Here is a 24,731-nt window from a genome sequence, read left to right as displayed (position 1 = left end):
TTCGGACCAACGTCTCCGGTCAGCACACAGCTCAGCCGGTAGATGAGTTCTGCACGGAGCGTTCCGCATGGTCGACGTGCTCGGCCTCCGCCTCTGATCTACGGCGCCCACCCCGCACGCGGAAAATCACCGCCACGATCACGGACACCAGCAGCAGCGCCAGCAATGGCCACCAGTCCCCCGTCAACGCGCGTACCGCCGCAGCCCACGCGGCGAACCCGATCGTCGAGTAAATGGTCGCCCACGCCGCCGCGCCGGGGAGTTGGGCGAGGGCGAATATCCCCAGGGGCATGCGTACCAGCCCGGCGGCGAGAATGATCGCCGTCTGCAGGCCGACGGTGAGGTAAGCGAGCGGGATGGCGAGCACCCCCAGCTTTTCCAGCGTCGCGCGCCCGCGGTCGGTGGTGCGGCCGGCGACTTTCTCCTGCATGCGGGACCACCAGTTCGGGGTGCGTGTGACGCCTTTGGCCACTCCCGCCGCCGCGCCCCGGCCGATCCAGTAGGTGCCTTGGCCTCGGAGCATCGCCCCGAAAAAGAGAAAAATCCAGGCAGCCCAGAACGGGTACGCGCTGAAGATGCCGTCCATTCGACGCTCCCCTCGATCGTGTTGCTGTGGATCACCCAAACTACGCCTGGTCCGTCACGAGGCGCGGGAAGTTTTTGCGCCCCCGGACCCACACGCTCAAGATTAGGATAGCTTTACCTTAACCGCAAGGGCGGTTTGGTAGGTTCGTATGGGGGGGGAAAGCTCGTCCACCCGGGCGGTTCGGAAGCAATCTACAGCTGCGTGACCTGACCCGCCTCCACTTGCCAGCGCCGGTTAGTGCGCACGGACTGCAGCATCCGCCGGTCGTGGGTGACCAGCAAAAGGGTCCCGTCATAGGCGTCGAGGGCTTCCTCCAACTGCTCAATCGCGGGCAGATCCAGGTGGTTCGTCGGCTCGTCGAGTACCAGCACGTTCACGCCGCGGGCCTGCAACAGCGCCATGGCGGCGCGGGTGCGCTCCCCCGGCGACAGCTCGTCGACGGCCCGGTGCACGTGGTCGGCGGCGAGCCCGAACTTGGCCAGCAGGGTGCGTACTTCGCTGGCGGTCATCTCTGGGACGGCCGCCTCGAAGACCTCCACCACTGCGTCACCGCCGGCCAGCACGGAACGCGCCTGGTCGATTTCCCCGACCTGCACGCCGGCGCCGAGGCTCGCGGTTCCTTCATCGGGACGCTGCACTCCCAGCAGCGCTCGCAGCAGGGTGGACTTGCCGGCGCCGTTAGGGCCGGTGATGATGATCCGCTCCCGCGCGTTGACCTGCAGCGACACCGGCCCCAACACAAAATCGCCCTGCCGGTAGACGGCGTCGTTGAGGGTGGCCACCACAGAACCGGAGCGCGGCGCCGCGGCGATCGAAAACTCGAGCTTCCACTCCTTACGCGGCTCCTCCACCTCTTCCAGTCGCGCGATGCGGCTTTCCATCTGGCGAACCTTCTGAGCCTGTTTCTCACTCGACTCGGTGGCGGCCTTGCGTTTGAGCTTGTCGTTGTCGGGCGCCTTGCGGATGGCGTTGCGCACCCCCTGGCTCGACCATTCCCGTTGGGTGCGAGCCCGGGCGACGAGGTCCTCCTTCTTGTCCACGAATTCTTCGTACTTTTCCCGCTGATGGCGGCGCAACGTGGCGCGTTCCTCCAGATAAGAGTCGTATGAGCCGCCGTAAAGGTGATGAGAATCCTGCGCGAGATCCAGTTCGAGGACCTGGTTGACGCAGCGGGCGAGGAATTCACGGTCATGGCTGACCAGCACCACCCCGCCGCGCAGCCCCTGCACGAAGTCCTCGAGCCGCTCCAACCCGTCGAGGTCGAGGTCGTTGGTCGGCTCATCCAGCAGCACCAGATCAAAGCGCGACAACAGCAGGGCCGCCAAGCCCACCCGCGCCGCCTGCCCGCCGGACAGCGACGTCATCAACTGCGTATCGACGCCCTCCTGCCCCACCTCGAAGCCCAATTCCGCCAGCACCACCGGCAAGCGGTCCTCCAGGTCGGCGGCGCCGCTGGCCAGCCAGCGGTCCAGCGCCACGGAGTAAGCCTCGTCGGCTACCGCGCTCGTGCCCACTGCGTCAGCGGCAGACTCCATGTCGAGCGTCGCCTGGGCACACCCGGTGCGCCGGGTGACGTAGTCGACGACGGTCTCCCCGGGCACCCGGTCATGCTCCTGCGGCAACCAGCCGATGAAGGCGTCCGCCGGCGACAGACTCACCGACCCGGCCTGGGGGTGATCCGCTCCGGCGAGCAGGCGCAGCAGGGTGGATTTACCGGCGCCGTTGGCCCCGACGACGCCAATCACATCGCCCGGCGCGACGGTGAGGTTGAGGGAATGAAACAGGGTGCGGTGGCCGTGGCCGCCCGCCACATCGTGTGCCACGAGAGTTGCGGTCATCGTAGTATTCTCGCACCCGCGCGATGCGGAGGCGCAACCACGGCGCCTGTAGCTACGAAAACTGGTGGGACAATGACGGGCATGACGACATTTCCTCTCCATCCTCCGAGCCCGCCTCCCTTGCGGGGAGACGAGCCCGTTCAGGGCACCGACGCCACTGTGCTGGACTTCTGGCGATTCGCGCTCTCAGACTTCAAAATGAATAATGTCCGCGGTTATCTCGCCGAGTTTCTCGTGGCCCGCGCCATCGGGGCAGCTGGCCCCCGAGTGGAGTGGGACGCCTACGACGTGGTGGCCCCAGATGGAACCACCATCGAGGTCAAGGCCTCCGCATATCTCCAGTCCTGGGAGCAACGAACTACTTCCCGCATCATCTTCTCCGGTCTGAAGAAAAGAGTCTGGGACACGGCCACCGGCATGAGCGAGGAGCCGACCTATAACGCCGAGATCTATGTCTTCGCTGTTCAGACAGCCCTCACCCATGAAGAGTACGATCTGCTTTCCGTCTCCCAGTGGCAGTTTTACGTCATGTCACGTCCCGCGTTACAGGAGATCGGCTACGCATCGATCGGGTTGTCGACTTTAAGACGACATGCAGGCCCTGCCGTCACGTACTCCGAGCTGGCCGACACAATTCAATCGGCCTCTGTGCGGGTGCGGCCAGGAAATTGAGAGGCCATGCCCCGCCAGCCATCTTTTCTCGTGTGTGCCACGAAAGTCGCGGTCATCGCCTTATCCTCGCACGCGCACCTCACCGGCGCGCTCTAGCGAAAAATCCGCCGCACCAGCCGGTGGACGGCACGCTGAGCGAAGTGCCGGCCCGCCGCCTCAGGGCCGCGTCGTACCGCCTGAGCGTCGTTACGCAGGCGCCGCAATCGCAACAACTTATTGAGCATAGTTCCCTTTCCTCTGTGCGTGCCCGAAGTCTACGCCGGTCCCGGTAGCCAGATCCATCCCTCGCGCCGGGCAAGCTCCACGAGGTCGTCCGGTGGCGGGATACAGACCCCCTGGGCGACGTCTCTGGCGATCAGGGCAGCCAGCACCGCGTCAAGCGCGTTGTCGTCGGCCAGGCACAGGTCACGGTGGCCGTTCCACTCCAACCGCGGGTGACGCTCCCTAAGCGCGACAACGAGTTCGGCTCGCCGCTCGACGTTCTTCCGCCCCTTGTACCCGCGGTAGGGCAGCCCCCACAACCGGAGGGCTGCGGCGGGGTAGACCTCGCACACCACCCCGAATCCGGCCCGGTCGACGGCGGTCCCCCGCTTCCTCAACCGGGACTCAATCCCGGCCCAACGCAGCGCCGGATGAGCGATGCGGTCGGTGGACACACTCAAAGGCGTCATCCCGGTCCGCCGGTGAACTTCTCGGTCCGTGGCCCGCATCGCCAAGGGGCGACGCCACTGCGGTCCAGTGTCATCCGGCGCGACCAGAGTACCGGCGGCGTGCGCCGTGACTACCTCGAGGAAGGACTCCGGCCAACCGAGCGGGACGTCGACCCCCATCCGATCAGCGGTTTCCACCTGTTGCAGGATGTCTTCGTCGATGACGCCGACGGAGAGTGCCTCTACTCTGCAACGGCCGTCGTCGGCGAGTACGGCCAACCCGGTGAGCCGCGGATCTGCGGCCATGTCGACGCCCACGAAACGGCTCGTCACAGGGGGATTAATAGGCACTGCACCCAGCCTCGCGACGAGAGCGCTTCCGGCCACGACGGCGGTCCACCTGGTCGGTGAAATCACAGGACACGGACATGCGTCTTCCTCTGCTTAATGAATATGTGTCAGGGAACAGCTCTCCCTGCCTCACCCTACGAAACATCCCCGCCGGCCGCCCTCTACTCTCCCCCGAGCGCCGCTACACTCGGAGGCCCCGCACCCGAGGAGCACCCATGGACGCAGACGTCGTCGTCATCGGAGCCGGCCTCGCCGGCTTACAGGCCGCGCGCAGGCTGGAGAAAAACGGGCTGACCGTCACCGTGCTGGAAGGCTCCGACGCCGTCGGCGGACGGGTGCGCACCGACCAGATCGACGGTTTCCTCCTCGACCGCGGTTTCCAGGTCCTCAACCCCGCCTACCCGGCCGTACGCGACTGGATCGACGTCAAGGCCTTGGATCTGCACAGCTTCGGCGTCGGCGTCATCGTCCGCGACGGCGTTAAAACCAGCACGCTCGCCCACCCGCTGCGCCACCCGCGTCTTTTGTCGGCCACGCTGCGCAGCGAATACGTCACCGCCTCCGAAGTCTTCGCCCTGGCGAAGTGGCTGGGCCCCACGCTGCTGCGCGAAACCGCGGCCTCGCGCTCCACCAGCGACGCCGCCCTCGCCGCGTCGTTGGACAAAGCAGGCGTGACCGGCCCACTGCGCACCGACGTCCTGAACACTTTCCTCAGCGGAGTGCTGGCCGACGCCAGCGGAAAGACCTCAGCGAACCTAGTCAAACTGCTGTTACGCGCCTTCGCCTTCGGCGCGCCGGGCCTGCCGAACAACGGCATGCAGGCGTTGCCCGAGCACATGGCCGCGGAGCTCTCTCACACACCGCGGCTGGAACACCGCGTCACCGACGTCCGCGACTTGGCTGACGGGGTGAGCGTGGAGACCGAGGCTGGTTCGCTGCGCGCCCGCATGGCGGTCGTGGCCGCGGACCCGGTGTCCGCAGCCGAACTCATAGGCTCCCCCGCCCCGACAATGAACGGGCTGGCCACCTGGTGGTTTGCCGCTGAAGAGCCACCGCTGCAGGAGAAGTTCCTACAGCTGGACACTTCCTCTCCCGCGGGTGGCCCAGCTGGCCCAGTCCTGCATGCGGCCGTCATTTCCGCGGTGGCGCCCTCCTACGCCCCGGCGGGAAAGCACCTGGTGGAGGCGACCACCTTGCTCGGTTCAGGAAAAGGTGACGCCGCTGAAGCAGACGTGCGCCGCGACTTGGCGCGGATGTACGACGCCGACGTGTCCGGCTGGGAGCTGATCGCCCGTCACGACGTCCCCCACACGCTGCCCGCGCAACCGCCGCCGCTGATCGACCGGCGAGAACAGCGCGTCAGCGAGCACGTCTTCGTCGCGGGAGATCACCGCGACACCGCGTCCATCAACGGCGCGTTGACCTCCGGCGACCGTGCGGCCCGCGCGATCAGCGGAATCCTTCTGACCCAGTCTCCCGGCTGACCAGTCTCCGCATGGCCCAGCGCATCAGCGGCCGATAGGTCACCACCACCAGCCACGGGCCTTCCAACCGGATACGCGCGAGCGTGCCCGGCGCGCCGTCCGGACCGGGATGCGCGATGACGTCGTGGTACAGAACTAACCGGACAGGACCCACGCGCACCACCCACGACCAGGAGCGCTGGGCATGGTCGACGTGAAGAATCTCGAAGCGCGCCGGCACGACGCCGAGCGCGGTGACCGTTCCGCTGACGCCGGGCGCGATGTTGGCGGCCGTAGCCGACACATCGGTCAAGTGCGGCGCCCACCCGGTCCACGCCTCTGGCCGAAGGTAGCGCTCCCATACCGTCGACGCCGCGGCGGGGCCGGTCACCTCTGCCGTCGCTGCTGCCATGTCGGCGAGTCTAGTTGCGCTGCAGCGCCGGGTAGTCGATGTAACCCTTCTCTTCGCCGACGTAGAAGGTGTTCTGGTCCGGCTCATTCAAGGGAGTGTCTTCGCGCCAACGGGTCACCAAGTCCGGGTTGGCCAGCGCCAGCCGACCCACGGATACGGCGTCCGCGCCTGCGTTGTCCACCAGCTCCTGGGCATCCTCGCGCTCGACCAAGCGGCTGAATCCGGTGTTTAAGATGACCGGGGCGCCGAACGTGTCACGCAACATCTGCACCAGCTCCCCTTGCGGTTCGTGGTGGACGATTTCCACGTGCGCCAAGCCCAGCTCTGCGAGACCGCCGGCCAGTGCCCCGTACGTGGCCAGGACGTCGTCACGGTCCTGCTCTACCGCGCCCTGGATGTTGTGCTCCGGCGACAGCCGCAGGCCGGTGTTGTCGGCGCCGATGGCTTCGGCGACCGCGGTGACGACCTCGACGGCGAAACGCGCGCGATTTTCCGGGCTGCCACCGTAGGAGTCGGTGCGCAGATTGGTGCTCGGCGCCAAAAACTCGTGGACGAGGTAACCGTTGGCGCCGTGGATCTGGACCCCGTCCATGCCGGCGGCCATGGCGTTGCGGGCGCCGGCCACGAACTGCTTGATGAGGGCAGGGATTTCTTCTGCGTCCAGGGCGTGCGGTGTGACGGGGTCGGTCTTGCCGGTGGAGATACGGATCGGATCCGGGGCGGTCACCGCGCTGGGGGCGACGGTGCGTCCCGTGCCGGTCAGTTCCGGATGGGAAATGCGCCCGCCGTGCATGACCTGCATGACGATGCGGCCGCCGCGCTCGTGTACCGCGTCGGTGATCTTTCGCCAGCCGGCGATATGGGCGTCGGTCTCGATGCCGGGTTGCCGACCCCAGGTGCGGCCTTCCTGGATGGGCCACGTTCCTTCGGTGATGATCATGCCGAAGGAAGCGCGCTGAGAGTAGTACTCCCGCATCAGCTCGTTGGGGGTGCCGTCGGTCTCTGCGCGGATACGGGTCAACGGAGCCATGGCCAGACGGTTCTTCAGCTGCAGTTCGCCGAGCTCAACCGGGGAATACAGCGGGTGGGTGTTCTCGTGGGCGCTCATGTGAGTGATCGGGCTCTTTTCTTAGATTGCGTGCGGGGTAATCCACTTCCCCGCAACAACGGCGGCGCCGGTTTTCTTCCCCGTCAGTTGAACGCGAACTCGACCGTGGCGTTGTCGTCCACACCGTTGATGATGCCGGTGTAGAAAAGTCGCGCCTGATCTTCCAAGAGCCCCTGGTTTAAGGCGATGACCTCTTTCGCCATGGTCGCTTCGTTGAGGATCCCGCTGATGGTGTCCGCCGTGTCGATCTTGTCGGTCATGGCGCCGAGCACGCCGGCGTTGTCCAGGACGGTCTTGAACTCGGCGTCGCTGTTGCCGATGACGATGAATTCCGGCACTGTGATCAAGAATTCGTCCTCCCCGGTTTCTTCAATGCTGACCTCGCCGCCTTCGATGCCGATTTTGGCGCTGTAGCTGTACTGCACGAATTCGGTGCGTCCCGAACCCGGGACGTTCCTGCCGAACAACGTGCTGGACCGGGTTTCCTCGGACAGTCCCTGGGTGGCGGCGCTCAAAAGAACGATCTGCTCTTCGCGCTCGACGGCGGTGATGACCTGAGTGTTGCTGGATTCGGCGACGGTCTCGACCGGAGTCGCCCGAGCGAGCGACCAGGTGACCGCCAGCGCCGCCACGAAAAGAATGATGACGAACACTGTTGTGAACGCGCGTTTAATTTTCACGTTTTCTCCGCTTGACATGATCTCGGTTACGAACATCCGGCAGGGACCAGTGACCTGCGGAAAACGAGACATATTCCTCAGTACCCTGGCAGCTGGAGCAGGGAACCCTCAGCCAAGGAAGAACTTTATAACAAATTGATAAATACTGCATACTTCCGGAAGAAAACGATCCCGCACGGGCCCCTCTGCCGGTACGCCCGCTTCACCCCAGCGCCGCTAACTCAAGAATCGAGGACTTCTTCCGGCACACCCGTCGGCCACCGTCCATAAAAGGCCCGGTAGCGGCGCGCATATTCACGTACTGCGGTGGGCAAGGTGGCAAAGATGTTGTCGTCGCCGACGCGCTCAATGAAGCCCATCGGCTCAAGCCGCCGGTACAGGTCTTGTTTCACCCTCGCCATCGCGAACCGGACGTCGCGCTGCGCCAGCTTCTCCCGCAGCTCCTCCATCGCGTCGACCGCCGTTAAGTCAATCTCGGTGTTGGCCTCCGCGTTGAGCAAAAACCACTGCACCGGCCGCGCTGAATCCGTGACTGCGGCCAACGCGCGAGCGACGAAGTCGTCCGCATTGGCGAAAAACAGCGGCGAGTCATACCGGAAGACGACCAAGCCGTCGACCTGGTGCGCGTCCGGGTAATCCTCCAGGCTGTGCATTCCGGGCACCCCGGGCGCGTAGCCGAGGACGTCCGCCTGCGGGCGGGTGATGCGACGCAACAAATCCAGCACCGACAAGGCCACCGCGACGCCGATGCCCACGAGCACCCCGAACACCCCGACGCTGACCGCCGTGATGGCGGTGATGACCAGTTCGCTGCGCCGGAATCGACTAATGCGACGCAACTCCGCCACGTCGATCAACTGGGTGGCGGCGTAGATGACGAGCGCACCGAGCGCCGCCTCCGGGAAAGATTCCAGCACCGGTCCGGCGAACAACAGCACCATCACCACCAAGGCGATGACCACGAGGGAATGCACCTGGGTCTTCGAGCCCATGGCGTCGCCGATCACCGTCCGGGAGCCACTGGAAGACACGGGGTATCCCTGCATGAAGCCGTTCGCGAGATTGGCCGTGCCCAGCGCCAACAACTCCTGGTTCGAATCAATGACTTCACCGCCCCGGCCCGTGGCAAAGGCCCGGCCGGTGAGGATATTGTCCGAAAAACCCACGATGGCGATGCCCAGGGCATACGGCAGCAACGTCCAGATCTCTAAGTCGCCGAGCTGGGGGACCCGCGGCTCCGGAAGCCCGCGCGGCACCTCCCCGATGACGTCCAGCCCGTAACGTTCCAGGTCGAAAACGGCGACGACAGTGGCCGCCACCAGCAGCACCACCAACGGGGTCGGCACTTTGGGCGTCAACCACTTCCCCAGATACAACAGGGCAAGGACCAGGACGGTCAGCAGCACCGTCGGCACGTGGGCCTGGCCCAGTTGGCTGAAGAAAGAGGCCAGTTCCTCCCAGGTATTGTCGCCCGTCACCTCGAGCTTGGTGACCTTTCCCAGCTGGCTGACGATCATGAGCACCGCGATGCCGATGAGGTACCCGATCAACACCGGGTGAGACAGCAATGAAGCCAGAAAACCCAGTCGGCCCACGAAACCGACGATGCAGACGATCCCCACGGCGATCGCCATCAGAGCGGCGACTTCGGCGTACCTTTCGGGCCCGCCGACCGCCCCCACCAGGGCGCCTACGCCGGCGGCCGTCATCAGCGCGGTCGTCGACTCCGGACCGATCGACAGCTTCCGGGAAGTGCCCAGGAAGAAGTAGATGAGCATCGGGGCGATGACCGCCCAGAGTCCGACCACCGCGGGCAACCCGGCGATGACCGCATACGCCATCACCTGCGGGACCAGGTAAGCCGCGACGGTGACGCCCGCGAGGACGTCGCCACGCAGCCAGGAACGCCGGTAGTGCCGGAGTGCGACGATCCCCGGGAGAAACCGTTGCCACGTCGGTGTGTCACGGGCCATAGCCTGAGAATATCCTGGCCGCTCAGAGTTGACCACCGCTACTGTGACTGGGGTGGCGGCCGGTTGACTATGCGCGCGCATAGTGGCCGGGTGTTCACTGCGGCCGCGTTTTCTGCGGCTGCAGAAAACGCTCGTCACCACCCTCGATTCCTTCCCTGCCCGCCCGACATCCGGCACACTGAGACTAGGCAGACTCATTCCAACATCGGAGGAACGGATGGAGCTGACGGGACGAATTTACGACGTCCGCGAGCTCGACTCGATCGCGATCATTCTGGTGGACGAGCCCAGCAAGAGAGGCTTGTACCGGCTCGGGTTCGCCGACGGCAGCGCGTACGTCGGGCAATCCGTCAACGTCATCTCCCGGTTTACTTCTCACCGCAAACGCTGGGAAGACATCGTCACTTTCGAGTTTTTCCCCGTACCGGCGGGGGATCTGAACATCCCCGAACGCACCCTCATCGCGGCGACCGAATCCGCTGCGTCAGTCAGAAACGTCCGGGACACCAACCGCCCCTACGGCGAGGATGACGTCGAGTTCACCTCGACGGAAGGAATCAGCACTTTTTTACCCTGGGAACGAGGCAAACGCACCCGGCCAGGGGAAGACGTCACGGGCAAAGAGGCGAAGAAATTCACCGAACTCGCGCGGTTGACCGAGTATGAGGTGCTCCGGGACCTCATCGGCTGGTTCATCTACGAGACACTGCCAGACCCCTACAACACGCAAAGACACTTATGGGTGGTGTCGTGCCTTCCGGCCGCGAACCGTCCACGGTCGCATCAAAGACTATTGGCGTTGAGTGCGGGAAACCTCGAGGTTTTCGTGGCTTATCAAGATGTGATCGACGGGATGACTGTCACTGATTTGTTCATCAATACCACGCCCGTCGATGTGGATCTCCACACTTTGCAGGATCCTAAGGGTCGCTGGGTCGTCGAAAAGGGCCGCTACTCCCAGGCGGAGGTCACCCGTTGGCGATTTACCCTGGAGAGCTTAGAAGACATTCTCAACGGCACGCTCGCTTTCCCTCACCTCGAGCTACTTGTTGAGAACGCGTATCAACTCAATGTTCGTTTGATGCGGCAAGGAGGGACGATGTTTGGTCGCTTCCACAATGAATTGCTCGCCCACGACCTGCTTGCCTCTTCCCTGAAGTGGGGCAATGACGACTGGCTGGCGGCCATTCACCTTGGTGGTGAGAGCGACTTCTGAGGAAACCCTCCCCAGACACCGCCGCGCACCCCAGGCGATCACTTACCCTCGTCGTCTCCGCCATCAGGGTCTTTCTTCCGGCGACGGCCACCTTCTTCCGCGTCCGGGTAGATGCTGCGGGTTTCCGAGCGCTGATACGTGCGCGGCAAATAGTCGCGGAAGTAGACGCGGGGCAGGGTCTTGATGATCGCCAGCGTCACGTAAATCGCGGTGTTGATGGCGACGAACGCCGCGAGCGCCGAGAACCACTCCGTGGCCAAGACAGATTCCGGAATCACGGCTTTTCCTCCTCTCCCCTGGCCTGACGTTCAGTGACCTGAATTTCAGTGGCCTGGCTTTCTTCAGCGATCGCATCCGGGTCAATGTCCGACTGCCCCCATTGCGCCTGTCTCGCGAGCAGGATGTCGAGCACACCCTTGAGGAAGACGACGTTGAGGAAAGTTGCGAAGACGAGCTCCGGCAGCAACAAGGCGGCGACGAACTTCGCGAACAACGTCGAGCGCCACACCGTCACGACACGCTCGATCATGAACAACAGCCCGAGCAGCATCCAGAACGGATACCAGATCCATTCGTCCAGAGCGAGGATCGTGATGAGAATCAGGACGAAGTAGGCGCCGAGGGCGATCGCCCCGTAGCCGATGCCGAGCTGCTGGAACCAATACCGCGTCGTCTGCGGGGTGAGACCGTAGGCGCCGAGGTTCTCCAGCGCCCCTCGCTGCCACCGCAGACGCTGGTGCCACAATTGCTTCCACGTGGGCATGACTTCCGTGACCACCGAGCACTCGTTGGGTGAGACCATCAACCCGCCGAGGGACTTCAGCGCCAGCGTCAGTTCGTTGTCCTCGGTCAGCGCAGCGGTGTCGTACACGTCGCCCGGACGCCCCGGGATCCTGGTGCCCCGGGACTCCGCGATCGCCCGCAGCCCGCGGGGACGAAACGCCGAGGCAGTGCCGGTGAGCACGAACACCCGGCCGCGGCGGCGGTGGATGTCCCGGCTGTACCGGGTGTATTCGTTGCGTTGATACTGGCCGAGCCATCCCGCCCCGGGCTCACCGTAAAACAGCCCACCGACGGCCATAAGCGCCCGGTCATCCGCGAACCGTCGCCTGGCTTCCCGGAGGAATCCCTGGTCGAGGACGGTGTCGGCGTCCACGACCATGACGACGTCGTTTTCGCCCTGTTGCGGAAGCACTTCCTTGAGCGCCTGGTTGAGCCCGCCCGCTTTCTTGTGCCGGTTGCCGCGGGTCTCGAACACTTCGACGCCGGCGGCGCGGGCCAGGTCCGGCGTCTCATCGGTGCAGTTGTCGGCGACCACGATGATGCGTTCCGGGGCGTCGTGCTGCTCCTGAAGGCCGGTGATCGTCGCGGAAATGCGTTCCGCTTCATTATGCGCGGGGATCAGCACGGTGATCGTCACCGGGCCATGGAACACCCCGCGGGTCTCCGCCATGACGATCTTCGGGGCCAGCGGCAACCCTTCGGCGTCGATGGAGCGCCGGTACCGGTTGGTGACTACCCGCTCCACCGTCGCGGCGATGGCCGCAAACGCCAATGCGACGAGCACCGCCGCGACGAGCACCCGCGTCGGCGGAACGTAATCGTCGTAGAGCACCTGCCACGCCCCGAAGAGCTCGGCTTCTTTCGCCCCCGGTGAACTCGGGTCGGACAACGTGATGGCGAGCCACAGCAGGAGTCCCGCCATGGCGGCGAGTCCGACCACGCCGATGCCGATGGTCCTCCCGATGGGAAATTTGTTGCGGAGCATTCCTTATCCCTTCTCGTCGGCGACCGGCGCCCCAGCGCCCGCCCCCGTCAGGTGCTCGGTGATGAATTCCCGGGGCGGCAGCGAAGCCCCGAAGTGATACCCCTGCCCGTAGGTGACGCCGAGCCGTCGGGCTGCCTCGAAGATCTGCTCCGCAGAGACATATTCGGCGACCGTCGCCATGCCCTCGTCTTCGGCGAGACGCACCAACGACTTCACGACGCTGAGGTCCACGCCGCCGTCAGTCATGCTTTCCACGAACTCACCGGCGATCTTCACCACGTCAAAGTCCAGTTGCTTGAGATAGCGGTAGGGGTCGAATCCGGTGCCGAAATCGTCGAGGGCGAACGCCACCCCGTGCTCCCGCAGTCTGCGTTGGAACGCGCGGGCGGCCTCGACGTCGGGAAGGGGCGCCGACTCCGTCACTTCCAGCACGAGCGAACCGGGAGGCACCCGGCGTCGCGTCAGCTCTGTGACGATCACCCGGGCCACCTCCTCCGAGCCCAGCGACTGCGCCGACAGGTTGAGCGAGAGCCGGAAGCCGGGGCTGGCCTGCTGCAGCTGCGGCAGCAACCCAATCCCCCGACGCATGACGAGCGCATCGAGCTCCGGCCCCAACCCGGCTTTCTCCACCACCGCCACCAGCTCACCCGCGGACATGTCCCCTTCGGCGGGCGTCACCCGAACGAGCCCTTCCGCCAGCGTGACGCGTCCCGTCTTCATGTCCACGATGGGTTGCAGTTCCAAGCGCAACGCGTCCGTTTTCAGGATCCGCTCCACCTGTTCGCCTGCGAGCGGATTCGAGGCGACGCGGTTGCGTCCCGAGTTTTTGGCGTCGTACAGCCGCTGGTCCGCGAGCACGAGCAGGTCGGTGGAACTCCCATTCGCCTCGGAAAACATGGCGGCGCCGACGCTCGCCGTGACCTCGCCCAGTACCCCGGGCCGGTTCCTGAACCGGCGATTGGCCGTGTCCAGGATCCGCTCGCCGACGGCGGTCGCCTCCGCTCGGTCGGCGGCCGGCAGAACGACGACGAATTCGTCGCCGCCCAACCGGGCGACCAGGTCGGTCGCCCGGACGCAGTCCTGCAGCAGCGTCGCAAACTTCACGAGCAGATCATCGCCCGCCTGATGACCAAGCGAGTCATTGACCGCCTTGAACCGGTCGAGGTCGATGAGCAGCAGGGCGCCGGCGCCACGATCCCGGTCGCCGTCGTTCAGGATGTCCGCGAGGTCAGCATCGAACCGGCGCCGGTTGATCAAGCCCGTGAGCGCGTCATGGTCGGCGATGTGGCTGATCAATTCATAGAACTCGTGTTGATGGGTGACGTCGACCACGTTGACCAGCAACAGCGTAGACCCCCTTCCCCCGCCCGCGATGGTGCGAAACGACAGCGTCACCCTTTTCTCCCACCCGTCCGCGGAATCGAAATCACGGTCCACCTGAACGAGCGTGCCCGGATCGGCCAGCGCGGCCTCGATTTCCCCAGCGAATGCCCCGTCGCGGCTGAATTCATCGAGCCTTCGACCCACCAGTTGAGCGGCGGGGGCGCCGATTAATTCACCGAGCGCACGGTTGGCTTGCAGAATCACGCCGTCATCGTCGAGGGTCGCCACACCCTGCGGCGCATACTCGAAAAGAGCCCGAGCTTCGTCGCGGGCCCGCCGCAAGTGCCGCATTCTCCAGTATTCGTCGGTGCTGTCGTGGTACAGCAGCACAGCGTGCCCCGGCTCCACTTCACCGGGCAAAGACAAGGGTGAAGCTCTGACCGAATAAAAGCGGCGGTCGTCATCCGTGCCGCCGGCGGGAGGATAGGCGAGCTCCACGAGCATCTCCCGCACATTTTCACCCCGCAGCGCTGCGCTGCTGGGCCTGTTCGTCTCGTCGAGCAACTCACCGTCGACCTCCCGGAGACGGCGCGCGAGGATCTCCCCGTCCTGATTTTCAAAGACGACGTCGTGCGCGGCCGCATTGATGGGGATAGCCCGTTTATGGCGGTCGATGAGCAGCAGCGCATCCGGAATCGTCGCCGCCAGCGCCTCCAGCTCCGCGGCGAGCGTAGCGTGCTGCTGCACCGTCGTCGACACCACCAACGACAACAGAACGCACATGATGATGAAGATCTGGGTTGCCGACGCCTGATCCATCGGGCTGTCGTCGGAGACGGCGAATGGTCCCGCCCCGACCAGGTAGGTGAGAGTCATCGTCGTGACCACCGTGATCACGACGTGGACCGAGGCCACGATCACGGGCAGCCGCGTCGCGCTCCAGTACAGCGGCAGCATCGCGAGATACGCGATCGGCAGATCCTGCCCGGGGCCGAAGATCAGCGCCAGCAGCACGGCGGTGACTGCAGTCACCCCCGCACATTCGCGGAGGGCGGCCGCGCTGATGGCCTGCCCCACCGCCGAGGAGATGGCGATCCCGGGACCGGCGACCGCCAAGACGCCGGCCAAATCGCGGAGGACGAGGCCCGTGTAGAGCTCGACCGACACCTCTGCTTCCATCCCGACGCCCACCATCCCGACGCCCTTTGCCACCGGGATCATGAGGAGACACACGATGAGCAGACGGTAGACCTGATGCGGCAGCACCAGGCGGGCAGCCACCCGGCCACCTCCGCCGCCGAAGTGGGATCGCGGCGGGAATTTCTTCTCGAGCAGGACCAGCGCCAGCCCCACCGCCGGTCCGGTGAGGACATGCGAGATTCCCACGAAGATGACCGGTAAAAACGCATGTCCGTCGACGGCGCCCAGATAGAGGGCGGGAACAGCGAACACGAATGCCGCCACCCACGCGAACGACCGCCATCCCCGGCAGGTGACGGCCCACCACACCGCTACGCCGGCGGAGGGCCAGACGATCGCGATGGAGGTGCCGGAATACGCCACCGTGATCGAGGCCACCACCATCACCGCGTACACCGCCGCGAAGAGAGCGTGCCGCAGCCAGATCGCATTCACGGACTTGTCACGCTCGGGCGCTGCGCCGCCGGTGGCGGCGGGGGTCAGTGGACTGGTCGAAAGCACGAAAGCAGCCTTCCCGTCGGCGGTGTGAAAGCCCGGTCGAATAGACGCTGAGCGTGCGTCTGTTCAGCATTGATTCTATCGGCCCGCTCAGCTCGGTGCGCCGCCAGCCAGGACGGTCAGCTCCTGACTCCGGGGCCGCCACAACGCCGCCCGCGCGGCCGTGAGTTCCTTGAGGTGCGGAGACGTCTCCTCCCCCAGCGCCCGGATGTAGTCGGGGACGATCTCCCGGGGCAGCCGCAACCCCATCGTCAGATGCGGGGTCCACCGCGGGCCGCGACCGTCCGGGTTGCGCGCGCCGATGTCGCGGGCGGCGATCTCCAGTTCATCGGAGGTCTCCAGCAGCCACGCCACGGTTTGTTTGCGCTTCGTGCCGAACACGACGGTGCCCACCCGCCGAAAACGGGCGGGGATCACCGGCGGGAGCAGCTCGGCGGCACGCTTGACGACGCCCTCATCCATCGCCGGCGAAAACGTGACGGTGATGTGCGGGGTTTGTCTCTGGGCGGGAAACCCCCGCTGTTCCAGACGCGCAAACACCTCACGCACTTGCTGTTCTTCGTCCTCCGGGAGGTGCAACAAGATGTTGTCCGGGGAGGTCATCGCCAGTTACTCCTCGAACGCGGCCTTCATGCAGCGCATCGCCGCGAGCGTCTTCGGCACGCCGATGTAGGGCATCAGATGCACGAAGCACTCCGCGACTTCTTCCTTGCTCATGCCGGCGACGTCCACCGCCGTCTTAATGTGGCCGGTCAGCTGCGGTTCGGTCCCGCCCATCGCCGCCAACGCCGCCATGTTGAGCATCTGCCGATCCCGCAGCTCGAGGCCGTCGCGCTGGTACGTTCCCCCGAAGACCGCGCCGACGACCCAGTCGGATGCGCCCGGCGCAAACTCGTCCAACTGCTTCTTCCATGCCGCAGCGCCTTCCGGCGACTGCGTCTCCTCCACGAATTGGTTGCCCTTGTCCATGCTCAGTTCCACAGTGATCTCCTTAATAAAACGCACGACACACCCCGGGGCGGGTAATTACCCGCCCCATGGGACGTTCATTTCATCTGGTCCGTGCCCGGCTCACGCCTTGAGCACGTAGCGCAGGGTCTCCACCACCTGATCGGTGGTCGTGCACCAGGCCTGAGCCCCGGCGTCGACCTCCTTGAGCGGGTGCACGGTGTCGGCGTCATGGAGGGTCACGTAGGGCTTGCCCAACGCGGCGCAGTAGCCGGCGTCGAAAGCGGCGTTCCACTGCTTGTACTTGTCGCCGAAGCGCACCACCACCAGATCGCTCTGCTCGATCAGAGTGCGGGTGCGGATGGCGTTGACCTTGGCGGATTGGTGGTCACGCCAGAACTGCTCGGTGTTCTCACCCAGGTGATCGCCCGCGGCGTCGCTGGCCTCATGGTCGGTCACCGGCGCGGTGAACACCACGTCCAGTCCGGCGGCCTCGGCGCCGCGCTGGATCTCCTCCCGCCAATCGGTGTGGATCTCGCCGGAAAGATAAACGTTAAAGCTCATGGCTAGAAACTCCTGTATTTGGGTGTCATCGGATCTGGGATCTGATCTCTCATTCCCACCCTATCGCCCGACGGGAAGAAGCGAAGCCCGGCGCAGGAAACGCAGAACCGGCGACGCGTTCACGTGGTCGCCGGGACATGCCGTCCTGAACAGGAATTTTATACGTTGAACTTAAAATCGACGACATCCCCGTCGACCATCGTGTACTCCTTGCCCTCCTGGCGGACCTTGCCTTGGGCGCGGGCCTCAGCCATGGAGCCGAGCTCGTCGAGGGCCTCGAAGGAGACGATTTCGGCCTTGATGAAGCCCTTTTCAAAGTCGGTGTGGATCACGCCGGCGGCCTGCGGGGCGGTCGCGCCCTGCGGGATCGTCCAGGCGCGGGATTCCTTGGGGCCGGCGGTGAGGTAGGTCTGCAAACCGAGGGTCGCGAAACCGGCCTTCGCCAGGGAGTGCAGGCCCGGTTCGGTCTGACCGACGGACTCGAGCAGTTCGGCGGCTTCGTCGTCCTCGAGCTCCAGCAGCTCGGTCTCGGTCTGCGCGTCGAGGAAGACGCAGTCGGCCGGGGCGACGAGCTCCCGCAGCTCGTCCTTCTTCGCCTCATCGGTGAGCACGCCTTCGTCGGCGTTGAACACGTAGAGGAACGGCTTCGCTGTCATCAGGTGCAGATCGCGCAGCAGGGTAAGGTCGATGTCTCCGGTCTTCGCCCCGGAGAACAGCGTGCGCTCGTCCTCGAGGACGGCCTGGGCCTTCTTGACCTCGTCGACGGTCTCCGCGAGGTCCTTGTCCTTGCGGGCGTCCTTCTCCAGCCGCGGCAGGGCCTTTTCGATGGTCTGCAGGTCGGCCAGGATCAGCTCGGAGTTGATGGTGGCGATGTCCGTGGCCGGGTCGACTTCACCGTCGACGTGGACGACGTTCTCGTCGGAGAATGCGCGCACGACCTGACAGATGGCGTCGGCTTCCCGGATGTTGGCCAGGAAGGCGTTGCCCATGCCCTCGCCTTCAGAAGCGCCCTTGACGATGCCGGCGATGTCCACGAAAGACACCGTCGCCGGCAGGATCTTCTCGGACCCGTAGATCTCGGCGAGGCGGATCAGCCGCTCGTCCGGCAGCTCCACCAGGCCGACGTTCGGCTCGATGGTCGCGAACGGGTAGTTCGCGGCCAGCACGTCGTTGCGGGTAAGGGCATTGAACAGAGTGGACTTGCCCACGTTGGGCAAACCGACGATTCCAAGAGTAAGGCTCACAAGCGTCCACCCTAGCCCACCGCTTCCCCGTCCAGGGTGTCGGGTGACGCACCGGCGGGGACGGATGAGGCAATATATAACATGTGAGCACGCCCAGTGAGAAGTACGAATCCGATTCCTCCGAGAAGGAGCGCGACGTCGCGGCCTTGAGCCTGGACGACCCCGTGGCCGACCAGATCGACCGTTCCGTGGTCGTCGGGTCCTGGCTCAAGCAGGTCGCGATGTGGGCGCTGCGCGCCCTGATCATCGCCGTGGCCGCCTACGCGCTGTGGTTTCTGCTCAGCACGTTCTGGGTCGGTCTTCTGCCGATCATTCTCGCCCTGATCGTCTGCACGGTGTTGGCGCCCCCCACCACGTGGATGCGGCGCCGCGGGATGCCGTCGGTGTTGGCCGCGTTGATTTCCATCCTGCTGTTCTTCGGCGCCCTCGGGGCGATCGTCGCCGTCGTGGCGCCGGACATCGCACGCCAGTCCCAGGTGCTGTACCTGCAGGCGCTGGAAGGCATTCAACGCCTGCAGCTGTGGGCCCAGGGCCCACCGCTGAACCTCAACGGCGAGGACCTGGACAACGTGCTGAACGATCTCGTCAGCTGGGTCCAGGATCAGGCTGGCGCCATCGCCGGCGGGGTCGTCACCGGGCTGTCCACGGCCACGTCGCTGGTCATCACCTTGTTCATGGTCGTGGTGCTGGTCATCTTCTTCCTCAAGGACGGGCACCTCTTCCTGCCGTGGGTCCGTTCGGTGATGGGCCGGCGCGGCGGCTGGCACGCCACGGAGCTGCTCACCCGTTCCTGGACCACCCTCGGCGGCTACATCCGCGCGCAGGCGATCGTCTCGGCGGTGGATGCGCTCGCGATCGGCCTCGGCCTGTGGGCGATCGGCGTGCCCATGGCGTTCACGCTCGCCGTGATCACTTTCGTGGCGGGCTTCGTCCCCTACGTCGGCGCGATCACCGCCGGCGCCCTGGCGGTGCTGGTGGCGCTGGTCTCGCTCGGTTTCACCGAGGCGCTGCTGGTGCTCATCCTGATCGTGGCGGTCCAGCAGCTGGAGGGAAACATCTTGTCCCCGCTGCTGCAGTCGCGCGCCATGAACCTGCACCCGGTCATCGTGTTGATTTCTGTGGTCGTCGGCGGCGGCCTCTTCGGTCTGGTCGGCGCATTCTTGGCGGTGCCGGCGGCCGCGATGATCGCGGTGGCCTTCCGCTATCTTCTCGACATCACCTCCCTGCAAGCCGGAGAGAAGAAGGCCGCCGAGATCGAGTTCATCACCCCAGAGGGACTGGCCACGGGCCGGGTCAACGAAGAACATGGCCGGGTCCTACGGCAGCGGTGGCGGGAAGACGGCGAGTTTTTCGCCACGGCCGCCCGCGAGTACGGCCAGTACGACGACGTCGACGTCGCCGAGGACGTCGGCCCACCACCCGCGAAGACGGCCCCCTCCCCCCGCGCCGAGGGCGTCCGGCGGCCGGCGACGAAGCTGCTGCGCCGGGGCGGGGATGCGGTGGAACGGCTGCTGGACAGTCGCCGTAATCGCCGGAAATAGCGCGGCCCTGCCTTGGACTGCGGGGAGAACACGCTATGATCTTCAGCTGTGTCACACGCATACCCGAGCTCCCGTCCACGGTCGTCCGGCCGGTTTTCCGGCCTACCGACCTGGTCGGCCATCTCGATCATGCTGGCGGGTCTGCTCACGGGGCTGATCATCAGTCTCTATCTCCAAGAGATCTCGCTGCTCTACCTGGTGATTTTCGCGGTCGCCACGGTCGTCGTCGCCGTGTTCGTGGAGTCGCGCGGCCTGTTTTTGACCGTCGTCTCCATTCCGCTGCTGTTTACCGTGATGACCGTGATCACCGCGTGGGCGGTCACGCAATCGTTGGCCGCGGAAGGCTCTGACCCGTTTTCGACGACGTCGATCATCACGGCCGTGTACCCGTTGACCCAGTATTTTCCCTGGCTCCTTGCCGTCACCGGGATCTGTGTGGTCATCGCCGTGTTGAGGTTGTGGCTGCTGCGTCGGGCGGCCCGCAAACGGCGGGAGCAGGAAAACCGGCGGCGTCGGCGGGCCCGTGCCCGGGACCGCCGTGGCCGGGCGGCCGCGGCGGACGCGCGCGGTCATTCCTCCCAAATCACGGTGGAGGAGCTGCTGGCCCGGCGCCCGACGCGCCCCCACCCCGAGGAGTAATTCGCCCCTTGCCACGACGCTGCCCCCGGCCCGCACACTCTCGTAGCGGGCCGGGGGCAGCGTCGTGTCGTCGAAAAGCTGTTTAGGCTCGAGCCTTCGTGGCACGGGCCGGACGGATCTCGCGCGGCAGGGAGAAGGTGATCGTCTCCGTGGCGGTGCGGATTTCTTCGGTGTCCGCGTAGCCGCGCTCGGCAAGCCACTCGAGGACCTCGCGCACGAGGATCTCCGGCACGGAGGCGCCGGAGGTGACGCCGACGGTGGTCACGCCGTCGAGCCAGGCCTCGTCGATTTCGGCGGCGTAGTCCACCAGGTGCGAATCCTTCGCGCCGAACTCCAGGGCGACTTCGACGAGGCGCACGGAGTTCGAGGAGTTCTGGGAACCGACGACGATGACCAGGTCGCAGTCCGGGGCCATCTCACGCACGGCGTTCTGGCGGTTCTGGGTGGCGTAGCAGATGTCGTCGCTCGGCGGGTTTTCCAGGTGCGGGAAACGCTCGCGCAGCTTGGCCACGATGTCCAGGGTCTCGGTGACGGACAGGGTGGTCTGGGACAGCCAGACGAGCTTCTCGTCCGCGAGGAAGTCCGGCAGCGCGTCGACGCCCTCGATGCCGTCGACGAGGTAAGTGACCTCCGGGGCCTCGCCCGCGGTGCCCTCGACCTCCTCGTGGCCCTCGTGGCCGACCAGGAGGATGTAGTAGCCGTCCCGGTCAAAGCGGTTGGCCTCACGGTGGACCTTGGTCACCAGCGGGCAGGAGGCGTCGATGGTCTGCAGGTTGCGGGAGTCCGCGAGCTGGCGGACCGCCGGGGACACGCCGTGGGCGGAGAAAACCAGGTGGGCGCCCTCCGGGACTTCGTCGGCCTCGTCGACGAAGATCACTCCCCGCTTGGCCAGGGAATCCACGACGTACTTGTTGTGGACGATTTCTTTACGAACATACACGGGCGCACCGTAATCCTCGATGGCCTTCTCAACGGTCTCGACTGCGCGATCCACGCCGGCACAATACCCTCGTGGCGCCGCCAGGAGAACCTTCTTATCCGCATCAGTCATGGAACCCAGCGTATCGAAGAGCAGTCCAAAAGAATAGACTGGACGAACCTGTCGCAGAATTTTCCACGACTTACATCGAGTTTATTATCACTGCGTGCCTACACTAGAGAGGTGGACCACACGTGACGAACGGCGCCAAGCCACCGGCCAGCACCGCCGAGTCCCCCTGGCCCGTGGCCCGGGTCAACGACACGGTCAAGGGCTGGATCGAAAGGCTCGGGTGGCTCTGGGTAGAAGGACAGCTCACCCAGGTCAACATGAAACCCAACTGGAAGCTGAGCTACCTCACTCTCCGCGACCCGGAGAAGGAGGCTTCCGTCCAGCTCACGTGCTCGACGCAGTTGCTGCGGGGCGCCCCCACCCCGATCAAGGACGGCGACCGGGTCGTCGTCCACGGCAAACCCGCTTTCTACGCCGGGCGCGGATCCTTTTCCCTCTGGGTCACCGAGATCCGCCACGTCGGCGTGGGCGAACTGCTCGCCCGGGTGGAGATGCTGCGCAAGCAACTCGCCGCCGAAGGGCTCTTCGACCCCGCCCGCAAGCGGCCGCTTCCCTATCTGCCCCACCGCGTCGGCCTGATCACCGGCCGCGGCTCGGCGGCCGAGCGCGACGTCTTGTCGGTGGCCCAGTCCCGCTGGCCCGAGGTGGATTTCCGGGTGATCAACACCGCGGTGCAAGGCGCCAACGCCGTCACCGAAGTCATCGCGGCCCTGCAGCAGCTCGACGCCGACCCGGAGGTCGACGTCATCATCATTGCCCGCGGCGGCGGCTCCGTCGAGGACCTGCTGCCTTTCTCGGAGGAGGCGCTGCAGCGCGCCGTGGCCGCCGCGGGCACCCCGGTGGTCTCCGCCATCGGTCACGAGCCCGACAGCCCGGTGCTGGACAACGTCGCGGACCTGCGCGCCGCCACCCCGACGGACGCCGCGAAGCGGGTCGTGCCCGACGCCGCCCAAGAACGCGCCTTCCTCACCGAGGCCCGCTCCAGGATGGCCGGCGCCCTGCGCGGTTGGGTGCAGCGCGAACAGCGCGGCCTGGCGCAGATCCGCTCGCGGCCGGTGCTGGCGGATCCGATGAACCCGATCACCCGCCGCCGCGAAGAATTGGAGCGGGCGGTGGGCTCCATCCGCCGCGACGTGCGCTACCTGCTCAGCGGCGAACAGTCCACGATCGCGGGCCTGCGCGGGCAGATTTCCGCGCTCGGCCCCTCGGCCACCCTGGCCCGCGGCTACTCCGTGGTGCAGGTCGTCCCGCGCGACGGCAGCGACCCCGAGGTGGTCATGAGCATCGAGCAGGCCCCGCCCGGCTCGCAGCTGCGCATCCGCGTCGCCGACGGCTCCATCACCGCCGCCGGCATGTCTGCCACCCAGGCCGATTAACCCCTTCTTTGCCCCACACACCCATACACAACGAATTTGGAGAATCCCCGCATGAGCGACAACGTTTTCGGCGACGGCCAGGTCAATGAATCCGCCTTCACCCCCGTCGAGCAGCTGAGCTACGAAGCTGCCCGCGATGAGCTGATCGAGATCGTCAAGATCCTCGAGCTCGGTCAGATGGGGCTGGACGAATCCCTGAAGTACTGGGAGCGCGGCGAGTCCCTGGCCAAGCGCTGCGAAGAGCACTTGGCCGGCGCCGCCCGCCGCGTCGAGCAGGCGATCGCCGGCTCCGACGAGGGCACCAACCAGCAGAACTAGCAAGCTGCTCGGCCATCAGCGCACGCCCGGCAGCCCCAGGTTCTCCCGCAAGGTGGAACCGACGTAATCCTCGGGGTATACCCCGCGGTCCTGCAGGCGCGGCACCAGCTCGTTGACCACGTCGTCCAGGCCGGTGGGGATCAGCCAGGGGGCGACGCAGAACCCGTCGACCGCGCCGGTGGCCGCGTATTCGGCCATCTGCTCGGCGACGGCGTCGTAGGAACCGGCCACCGGGTTCTGCCGCCCGACGAGCTGGCTGGTGGCCAGGTCACGGATGGACCAGTTCTTCGCCGCCGCCTCTTCGCGCCATGCCGCCACCTTCTCTCGCACCCCGGAGGCCTGGAAGGCTACGCCGCGGGAGCCGTCGGTCTCCTCGACCACCGGGTCGATCTCCGGCAACGGCCCATCCGGATCGTAGGCGCTCAAGTCCGCGCCCCAGAACTGCTCCAAAAAGGCGATCGCCTGCTGCGGACCGACCTGCAGTCGGCGCACCTCCTGGCGCTTTTCCTCGGCTTCCTGGGCGGTGGGGGCCAGAATGAATTCCACCACCGGGGTGATCTTGACGTCGTTGGCGGGGCGGCCGAACTTCTTGGTGCGCTCGACGATGTCCGCGCGGAAATCCTGCGCCGCCGGCAGGTTCGGGAGCACCGTGAAGATCACGTCGCAGTTCTTCGCGGCGAAATCCCGGCCGGACGGCGACATTCCCGCCTGGAATAGCACGGGCCGACCCTGCGGGCTGGCGGGCAGCTGCGGCTGATGGTCGATGGAATAGTGCTTGCCCACGTGCTCGACGTCGCGACCCGCCCAGATGTCCTTGGCCACGTCGAGGAAACGCTCGGCGTGCTCGTAGCGCTCCGCGTGATCCAGGTAGCCGCCGCGGCGGAAGTTCGCGCCGGTCCAGGCGTTGTCGGTCGTGACCACGTTCCACGCCGCCCGCCCCTCGGAGAGCAGGTCCAGCGACTGCAGTCGCCGCGCCAACTCCACGGGATCGTTGAAGGTGCTGTTCTGGGTGGCCACCAGGCCGAGGTTCTCCGTGACCGCGGCCAACGACGCCAGCATCGACTGATTGTCGGGCCGGCCGGCGACGTCGAGCTCGAAGACCTTGCCGTTCTGCTCCCGCATGCGCAGGCCTTCGGCGAGGAAGAAGGCCGCGAACTTGCCGCGCTCCGCGGTCTGGGCGATGCGGCGGAAAGACTCGAACTCGATCTGCGACCCGGATTCCGGGGACTTCCAGATCGTGCCGGTGTTCACGCCCTGGAAAAACGCGTTGAACTGGATCTGGCCGGTGGGGGTGAATTCAGTGCTGCTCATG

General features: G+C 65.7%; 23 protein-coding genes. 7 read left to right on the top strand and 16 right to left on the bottom strand.

Annotated elements, in window-relative coordinates; genetic code table 11:
- Positions 1 to 31 precede the first annotated feature (31 nt).
- Together B841_RS04825 and B841_RS04820 are read right to left on the bottom strand one after the other, a co-directional pair.
- A complete protein-coding gene (locus tag B841_RS04825) occupies positions 32 to 586 on the bottom strand; it encodes a DedA family protein (RefSeq protein WP_020934362.1) in 555 nt (184 codons plus the stop codon).
- 191 nt (positions 587 to 777) lie between these two features.
- Positions 778 to 2,424: an ABC-F family ATP-binding cassette domain-containing protein gene (locus tag B841_RS04820; protein WP_020934361.1), complete on the bottom strand. Its 1,647-nt coding sequence runs from the start codon at positions 2,422 to 2,424 to the stop codon at positions 778 to 780.
- An 81-nt stretch (positions 2,425 to 2,505) separates the two neighbouring features.
- Here B841_RS04820 and B841_RS04815 point away from each other — a divergent pair, with 81 nt between their 5' ends.
- Positions 2,506 to 3,096, top strand: coding sequence for a hypothetical protein (locus B841_RS04815; protein ID WP_020934360.1), 591 nt, complete (start codon positions 2,506 to 2,508; stop codon positions 3,094 to 3,096).
- A 254-nt stretch (positions 3,097 to 3,350) separates the two neighbouring features.
- On the opposite strand, the gene B841_RS04810 is transcribed toward B841_RS04815, so the two are convergent.
- A complete protein-coding gene (locus B841_RS04810) occupies positions 3,351 to 4,079 on the bottom strand; it encodes a DUF429 domain-containing protein (RefSeq protein WP_020934359.1) in 729 nt (242 codons plus the stop codon).
- 233 nt (positions 4,080 to 4,312) lie between these two features.
- On the opposite strand from B841_RS04810, the gene B841_RS04805 reads away from it, so the two are divergent.
- A complete protein-coding gene (locus B841_RS04805; protein WP_020934358.1) occupies positions 4,313 to 5,581 on the top strand; it encodes an NAD(P)/FAD-dependent oxidoreductase in 1,269 nt (422 codons plus the stop codon).
- Here the strand turns inward: B841_RS04805 and B841_RS04800 are convergent.
- The 4 genes from B841_RS04800 to B841_RS04785 form a co-directional block, all read right to left on the bottom strand.
- Entirely contained in the window at positions 5,547 to 5,972 is a 426-nt protein-coding gene (locus tag B841_RS04800; RefSeq protein ID WP_041631754.1) for an SRPBCC family protein, read from the bottom strand. The two genes, B841_RS04805 and B841_RS04800, sit on opposite strands and share 35 nt — an antisense overlap.
- Before the next feature lie 10 nt (positions 5,973 to 5,982).
- Positions 5,983 to 7,080 carry an alkene reductase gene (locus tag B841_RS04795; RefSeq protein ID WP_020934356.1) on the bottom strand — a complete coding sequence of 366 codons (1,098 nt, stop codon included), beginning with the start codon at positions 7,078 to 7,080 and terminating at the stop codon, positions 5,983 to 5,985.
- An 83-nt stretch (positions 7,081 to 7,163) separates the two neighbouring features.
- Positions 7,164 to 7,760, bottom strand: a complete 597-nt coding sequence (locus tag B841_RS04790; RefSeq protein WP_245561060.1) for a hypothetical protein — start codon at positions 7,758 to 7,760, stop codon at positions 7,164 to 7,166.
- 221 nt (positions 7,761 to 7,981) lie between these two features.
- A complete protein-coding gene (locus tag B841_RS04785; RefSeq protein ID WP_020934354.1) occupies positions 7,982 to 9,733 on the bottom strand; it encodes a SulP family inorganic anion transporter in 1,752 nt (583 codons plus the stop codon).
- Positions 9,734 to 9,950: 217 nt separating this feature from the next.
- On the opposite strand from B841_RS04785, the gene B841_RS04780 reads away from it, so the two are divergent.
- A complete protein-coding gene (locus B841_RS04780) occupies positions 9,951 to 10,949 on the top strand; it encodes a GIY-YIG nuclease family protein (protein ID WP_020934353.1) in 999 nt (332 codons plus the stop codon).
- Positions 10,950 to 10,987: 38 nt separating this feature from the next.
- Here B841_RS04780 and B841_RS04775 read toward each other — a convergent pair whose 3' ends face one another.
- The 7 genes from B841_RS04775 to ychF form a co-directional block, all read right to left on the bottom strand.
- Positions 10,988 to 11,227, bottom strand: coding sequence for a hypothetical protein (locus B841_RS04775; protein ID WP_020934352.1), 240 nt, complete (start codon positions 11,225 to 11,227; stop codon positions 10,988 to 10,990).
- Complete coding sequence (locus tag B841_RS04770; protein ID WP_020934351.1) at positions 11,224 to 12,717, bottom strand: glycosyltransferase family 2 protein; 1,494 nt, start codon at positions 12,715 to 12,717, stop codon at positions 11,224 to 11,226. The genes B841_RS04775 and B841_RS04770 overlap by 4 nt, the downstream gene beginning before the upstream one ends.
- Before the next feature lie 3 nt (positions 12,718 to 12,720).
- Positions 12,721 to 15,741: a bifunctional diguanylate cyclase/phosphodiesterase gene (locus tag B841_RS04765; protein ID WP_020934350.1), complete on the bottom strand. Its 3,021-nt coding sequence runs from the start codon at positions 15,739 to 15,741 to the stop codon at positions 12,721 to 12,723.
- An 87-nt stretch (positions 15,742 to 15,828) separates the two neighbouring features.
- A complete protein-coding gene (locus B841_RS04760; protein WP_020934349.1) occupies positions 15,829 to 16,341 on the bottom strand; it encodes a 2'-5' RNA ligase family protein in 513 nt (170 codons plus the stop codon).
- 6 nt (positions 16,342 to 16,347) lie between these two features.
- A complete protein-coding gene (locus tag B841_RS04755; protein WP_020934348.1) occupies positions 16,348 to 16,719 on the bottom strand; it encodes a carboxymuconolactone decarboxylase family protein in 372 nt (123 codons plus the stop codon).
- Positions 16,720 to 16,809: 90 nt separating this feature from the next.
- Positions 16,810 to 17,250, bottom strand: coding sequence for a YtoQ family protein (locus B841_RS04750; protein WP_020934347.1), 441 nt, complete (start codon positions 17,248 to 17,250; stop codon positions 16,810 to 16,812).
- Positions 17,251 to 17,408: 158 nt separating this feature from the next.
- Positions 17,409 to 18,494: a redox-regulated ATPase YchF gene (ychF, locus tag B841_RS04745; RefSeq protein ID WP_020934346.1), complete on the bottom strand. Its 1,086-nt coding sequence runs from the start codon at positions 18,492 to 18,494 to the stop codon at positions 17,409 to 17,411.
- 83 nt (positions 18,495 to 18,577) lie between these two features.
- Here ychF and B841_RS04740 point away from each other — a divergent pair, with 83 nt between their 5' ends.
- Both B841_RS04740 and B841_RS04735 read left to right on the top strand, forming a co-directional pair.
- Positions 18,578 to 20,035 (top strand): AI-2E family transporter, encoded by a 1,458-nt coding sequence (locus B841_RS04740; protein ID WP_020934345.1) that lies wholly within the window; start codon positions 18,578 to 18,580, stop codon positions 20,033 to 20,035.
- Positions 20,036 to 20,083: 48 nt separating this feature from the next.
- Positions 20,084 to 20,674 (top strand): DUF6542 domain-containing protein, encoded by a 591-nt coding sequence (locus tag B841_RS04735; protein WP_156844706.1) that lies wholly within the window; start codon positions 20,084 to 20,086, stop codon positions 20,672 to 20,674.
- An 82-nt stretch (positions 20,675 to 20,756) separates the two neighbouring features.
- Here the strand turns inward: B841_RS04735 and B841_RS04730 are convergent, their stop codons facing one another.
- Positions 20,757 to 21,725: a 4-hydroxy-3-methylbut-2-enyl diphosphate reductase gene (locus B841_RS04730; RefSeq protein WP_041631753.1), complete on the bottom strand. Its 969-nt coding sequence runs from the start codon at positions 21,723 to 21,725 to the stop codon at positions 20,757 to 20,759.
- Between the two features lie 122 nt (positions 21,726 to 21,847).
- Here B841_RS04730 and xseA point away from each other — a divergent pair, with 122 nt between their 5' ends.
- Positions 21,848 to 23,101 (top strand): exodeoxyribonuclease VII large subunit, encoded by a 1,254-nt coding sequence (gene xseA / locus B841_RS04725; protein WP_020934342.1) that lies wholly within the window; start codon positions 21,848 to 21,850, stop codon positions 23,099 to 23,101.
- Between the two features lie 51 nt (positions 23,102 to 23,152).
- A complete protein-coding gene (locus B841_RS04720; protein WP_020934341.1) occupies positions 23,153 to 23,419 on the top strand; it encodes an exodeoxyribonuclease VII small subunit in 267 nt (88 codons plus the stop codon).
- A 15-nt stretch (positions 23,420 to 23,434) separates the two neighbouring features.
- Here B841_RS04720 and B841_RS04715 read toward each other — a convergent pair whose 3' ends face one another.
- Positions 23,435 to 24,730 (bottom strand): LLM class flavin-dependent oxidoreductase, encoded by a 1,296-nt coding sequence (locus B841_RS04715; protein WP_020934340.1) that lies wholly within the window; start codon positions 24,728 to 24,730, stop codon positions 23,435 to 23,437.
- Between the last annotated feature and the right edge of the window lies 1 nt (position 24,731).

Origin of the sequence: Corynebacterium maris DSM 45190, assembly GCF_000442645.1 — a bacterium.
Classification (GTDB): domain Bacteria; phylum Actinomycetota; class Actinomycetes; order Mycobacteriales; family Mycobacteriaceae; genus Corynebacterium; species Corynebacterium maris.
The sequence above is the reverse complement of the archived record's forward strand: the minus strand, read 5'-3'. Positions and strand labels throughout refer to the sequence as shown.

Coding starts and splice junctions, on each gene's coding strand:
- B841_RS04825 (WP_020934362.1), bottom strand. CDS start 586: ATGGACGGCATCTTCAGCGCGTACCCGTTCTGGGCTGCCTGGATTTTT.
- B841_RS04820 (WP_020934361.1), bottom strand. CDS start 2,424: ATGACCGCAACTCTCGTGGCACACGATGTGGCGGGCGGCCACGGCCAC.
- B841_RS04815 (WP_020934360.1), top strand. CDS start 2,506: ATGACGACATTTCCTCTCCATCCTCCGAGCCCGCCTCCCTTGCGGGGA.
- B841_RS04805 (WP_020934358.1), top strand. CDS start 4,313: ATGGACGCAGACGTCGTCGTCATCGGAGCCGGCCTCGCCGGCTTACAG.
- B841_RS04800 (WP_041631754.1), bottom strand. CDS start 5,972: ATGGCAGCAGCGACGGCAGAGGTGACCGGCCCCGCCGCGGCGTCGACG.
- B841_RS04795 (WP_020934356.1), bottom strand. CDS start 7,080: ATGAGCGCCCACGAGAACACCCACCCGCTGTATTCCCCGGTTGAGCTC.
- B841_RS04785 (WP_020934354.1), bottom strand. CDS start 9,733: ATGGCCCGTGACACACCGACGTGGCAACGGTTTCTCCCGGGGATCGTC.
- B841_RS04780 (WP_020934353.1), top strand. CDS start 9,951: ATGGAGCTGACGGGACGAATTTACGACGTCCGCGAGCTCGACTCGATC.
- B841_RS04770 (WP_020934351.1), bottom strand. CDS start 12,717: ATGCTCCGCAACAAATTTCCCATCGGGAGGACCATCGGCATCGGCGTG.
- B841_RS04760 (WP_020934349.1), bottom strand. CDS start 16,341: ATGACCTCCCCGGACAACATCTTGTTGCACCTCCCGGAGGACGAAGAA.
- B841_RS04750 (WP_020934347.1), bottom strand. CDS start 17,250: ATGAGCTTTAACGTTTATCTTTCCGGCGAGATCCACACCGATTGGCGG.
- B841_RS04730 (WP_041631753.1), bottom strand. CDS start 21,725: ATGACTGATGCGGATAAGAAGGTTCTCCTGGCGGCGCCACGAGGGTAT.
- B841_RS04720 (WP_020934341.1), top strand. CDS start 23,153: ATGAGCGACAACGTTTTCGGCGACGGCCAGGTCAATGAATCCGCCTTC.
- B841_RS04715 (WP_020934340.1), bottom strand. CDS start 24,730: ATGAGCAGCACTGAATTCACCCCCACCGGCCAGATCCAGTTCAACGCG.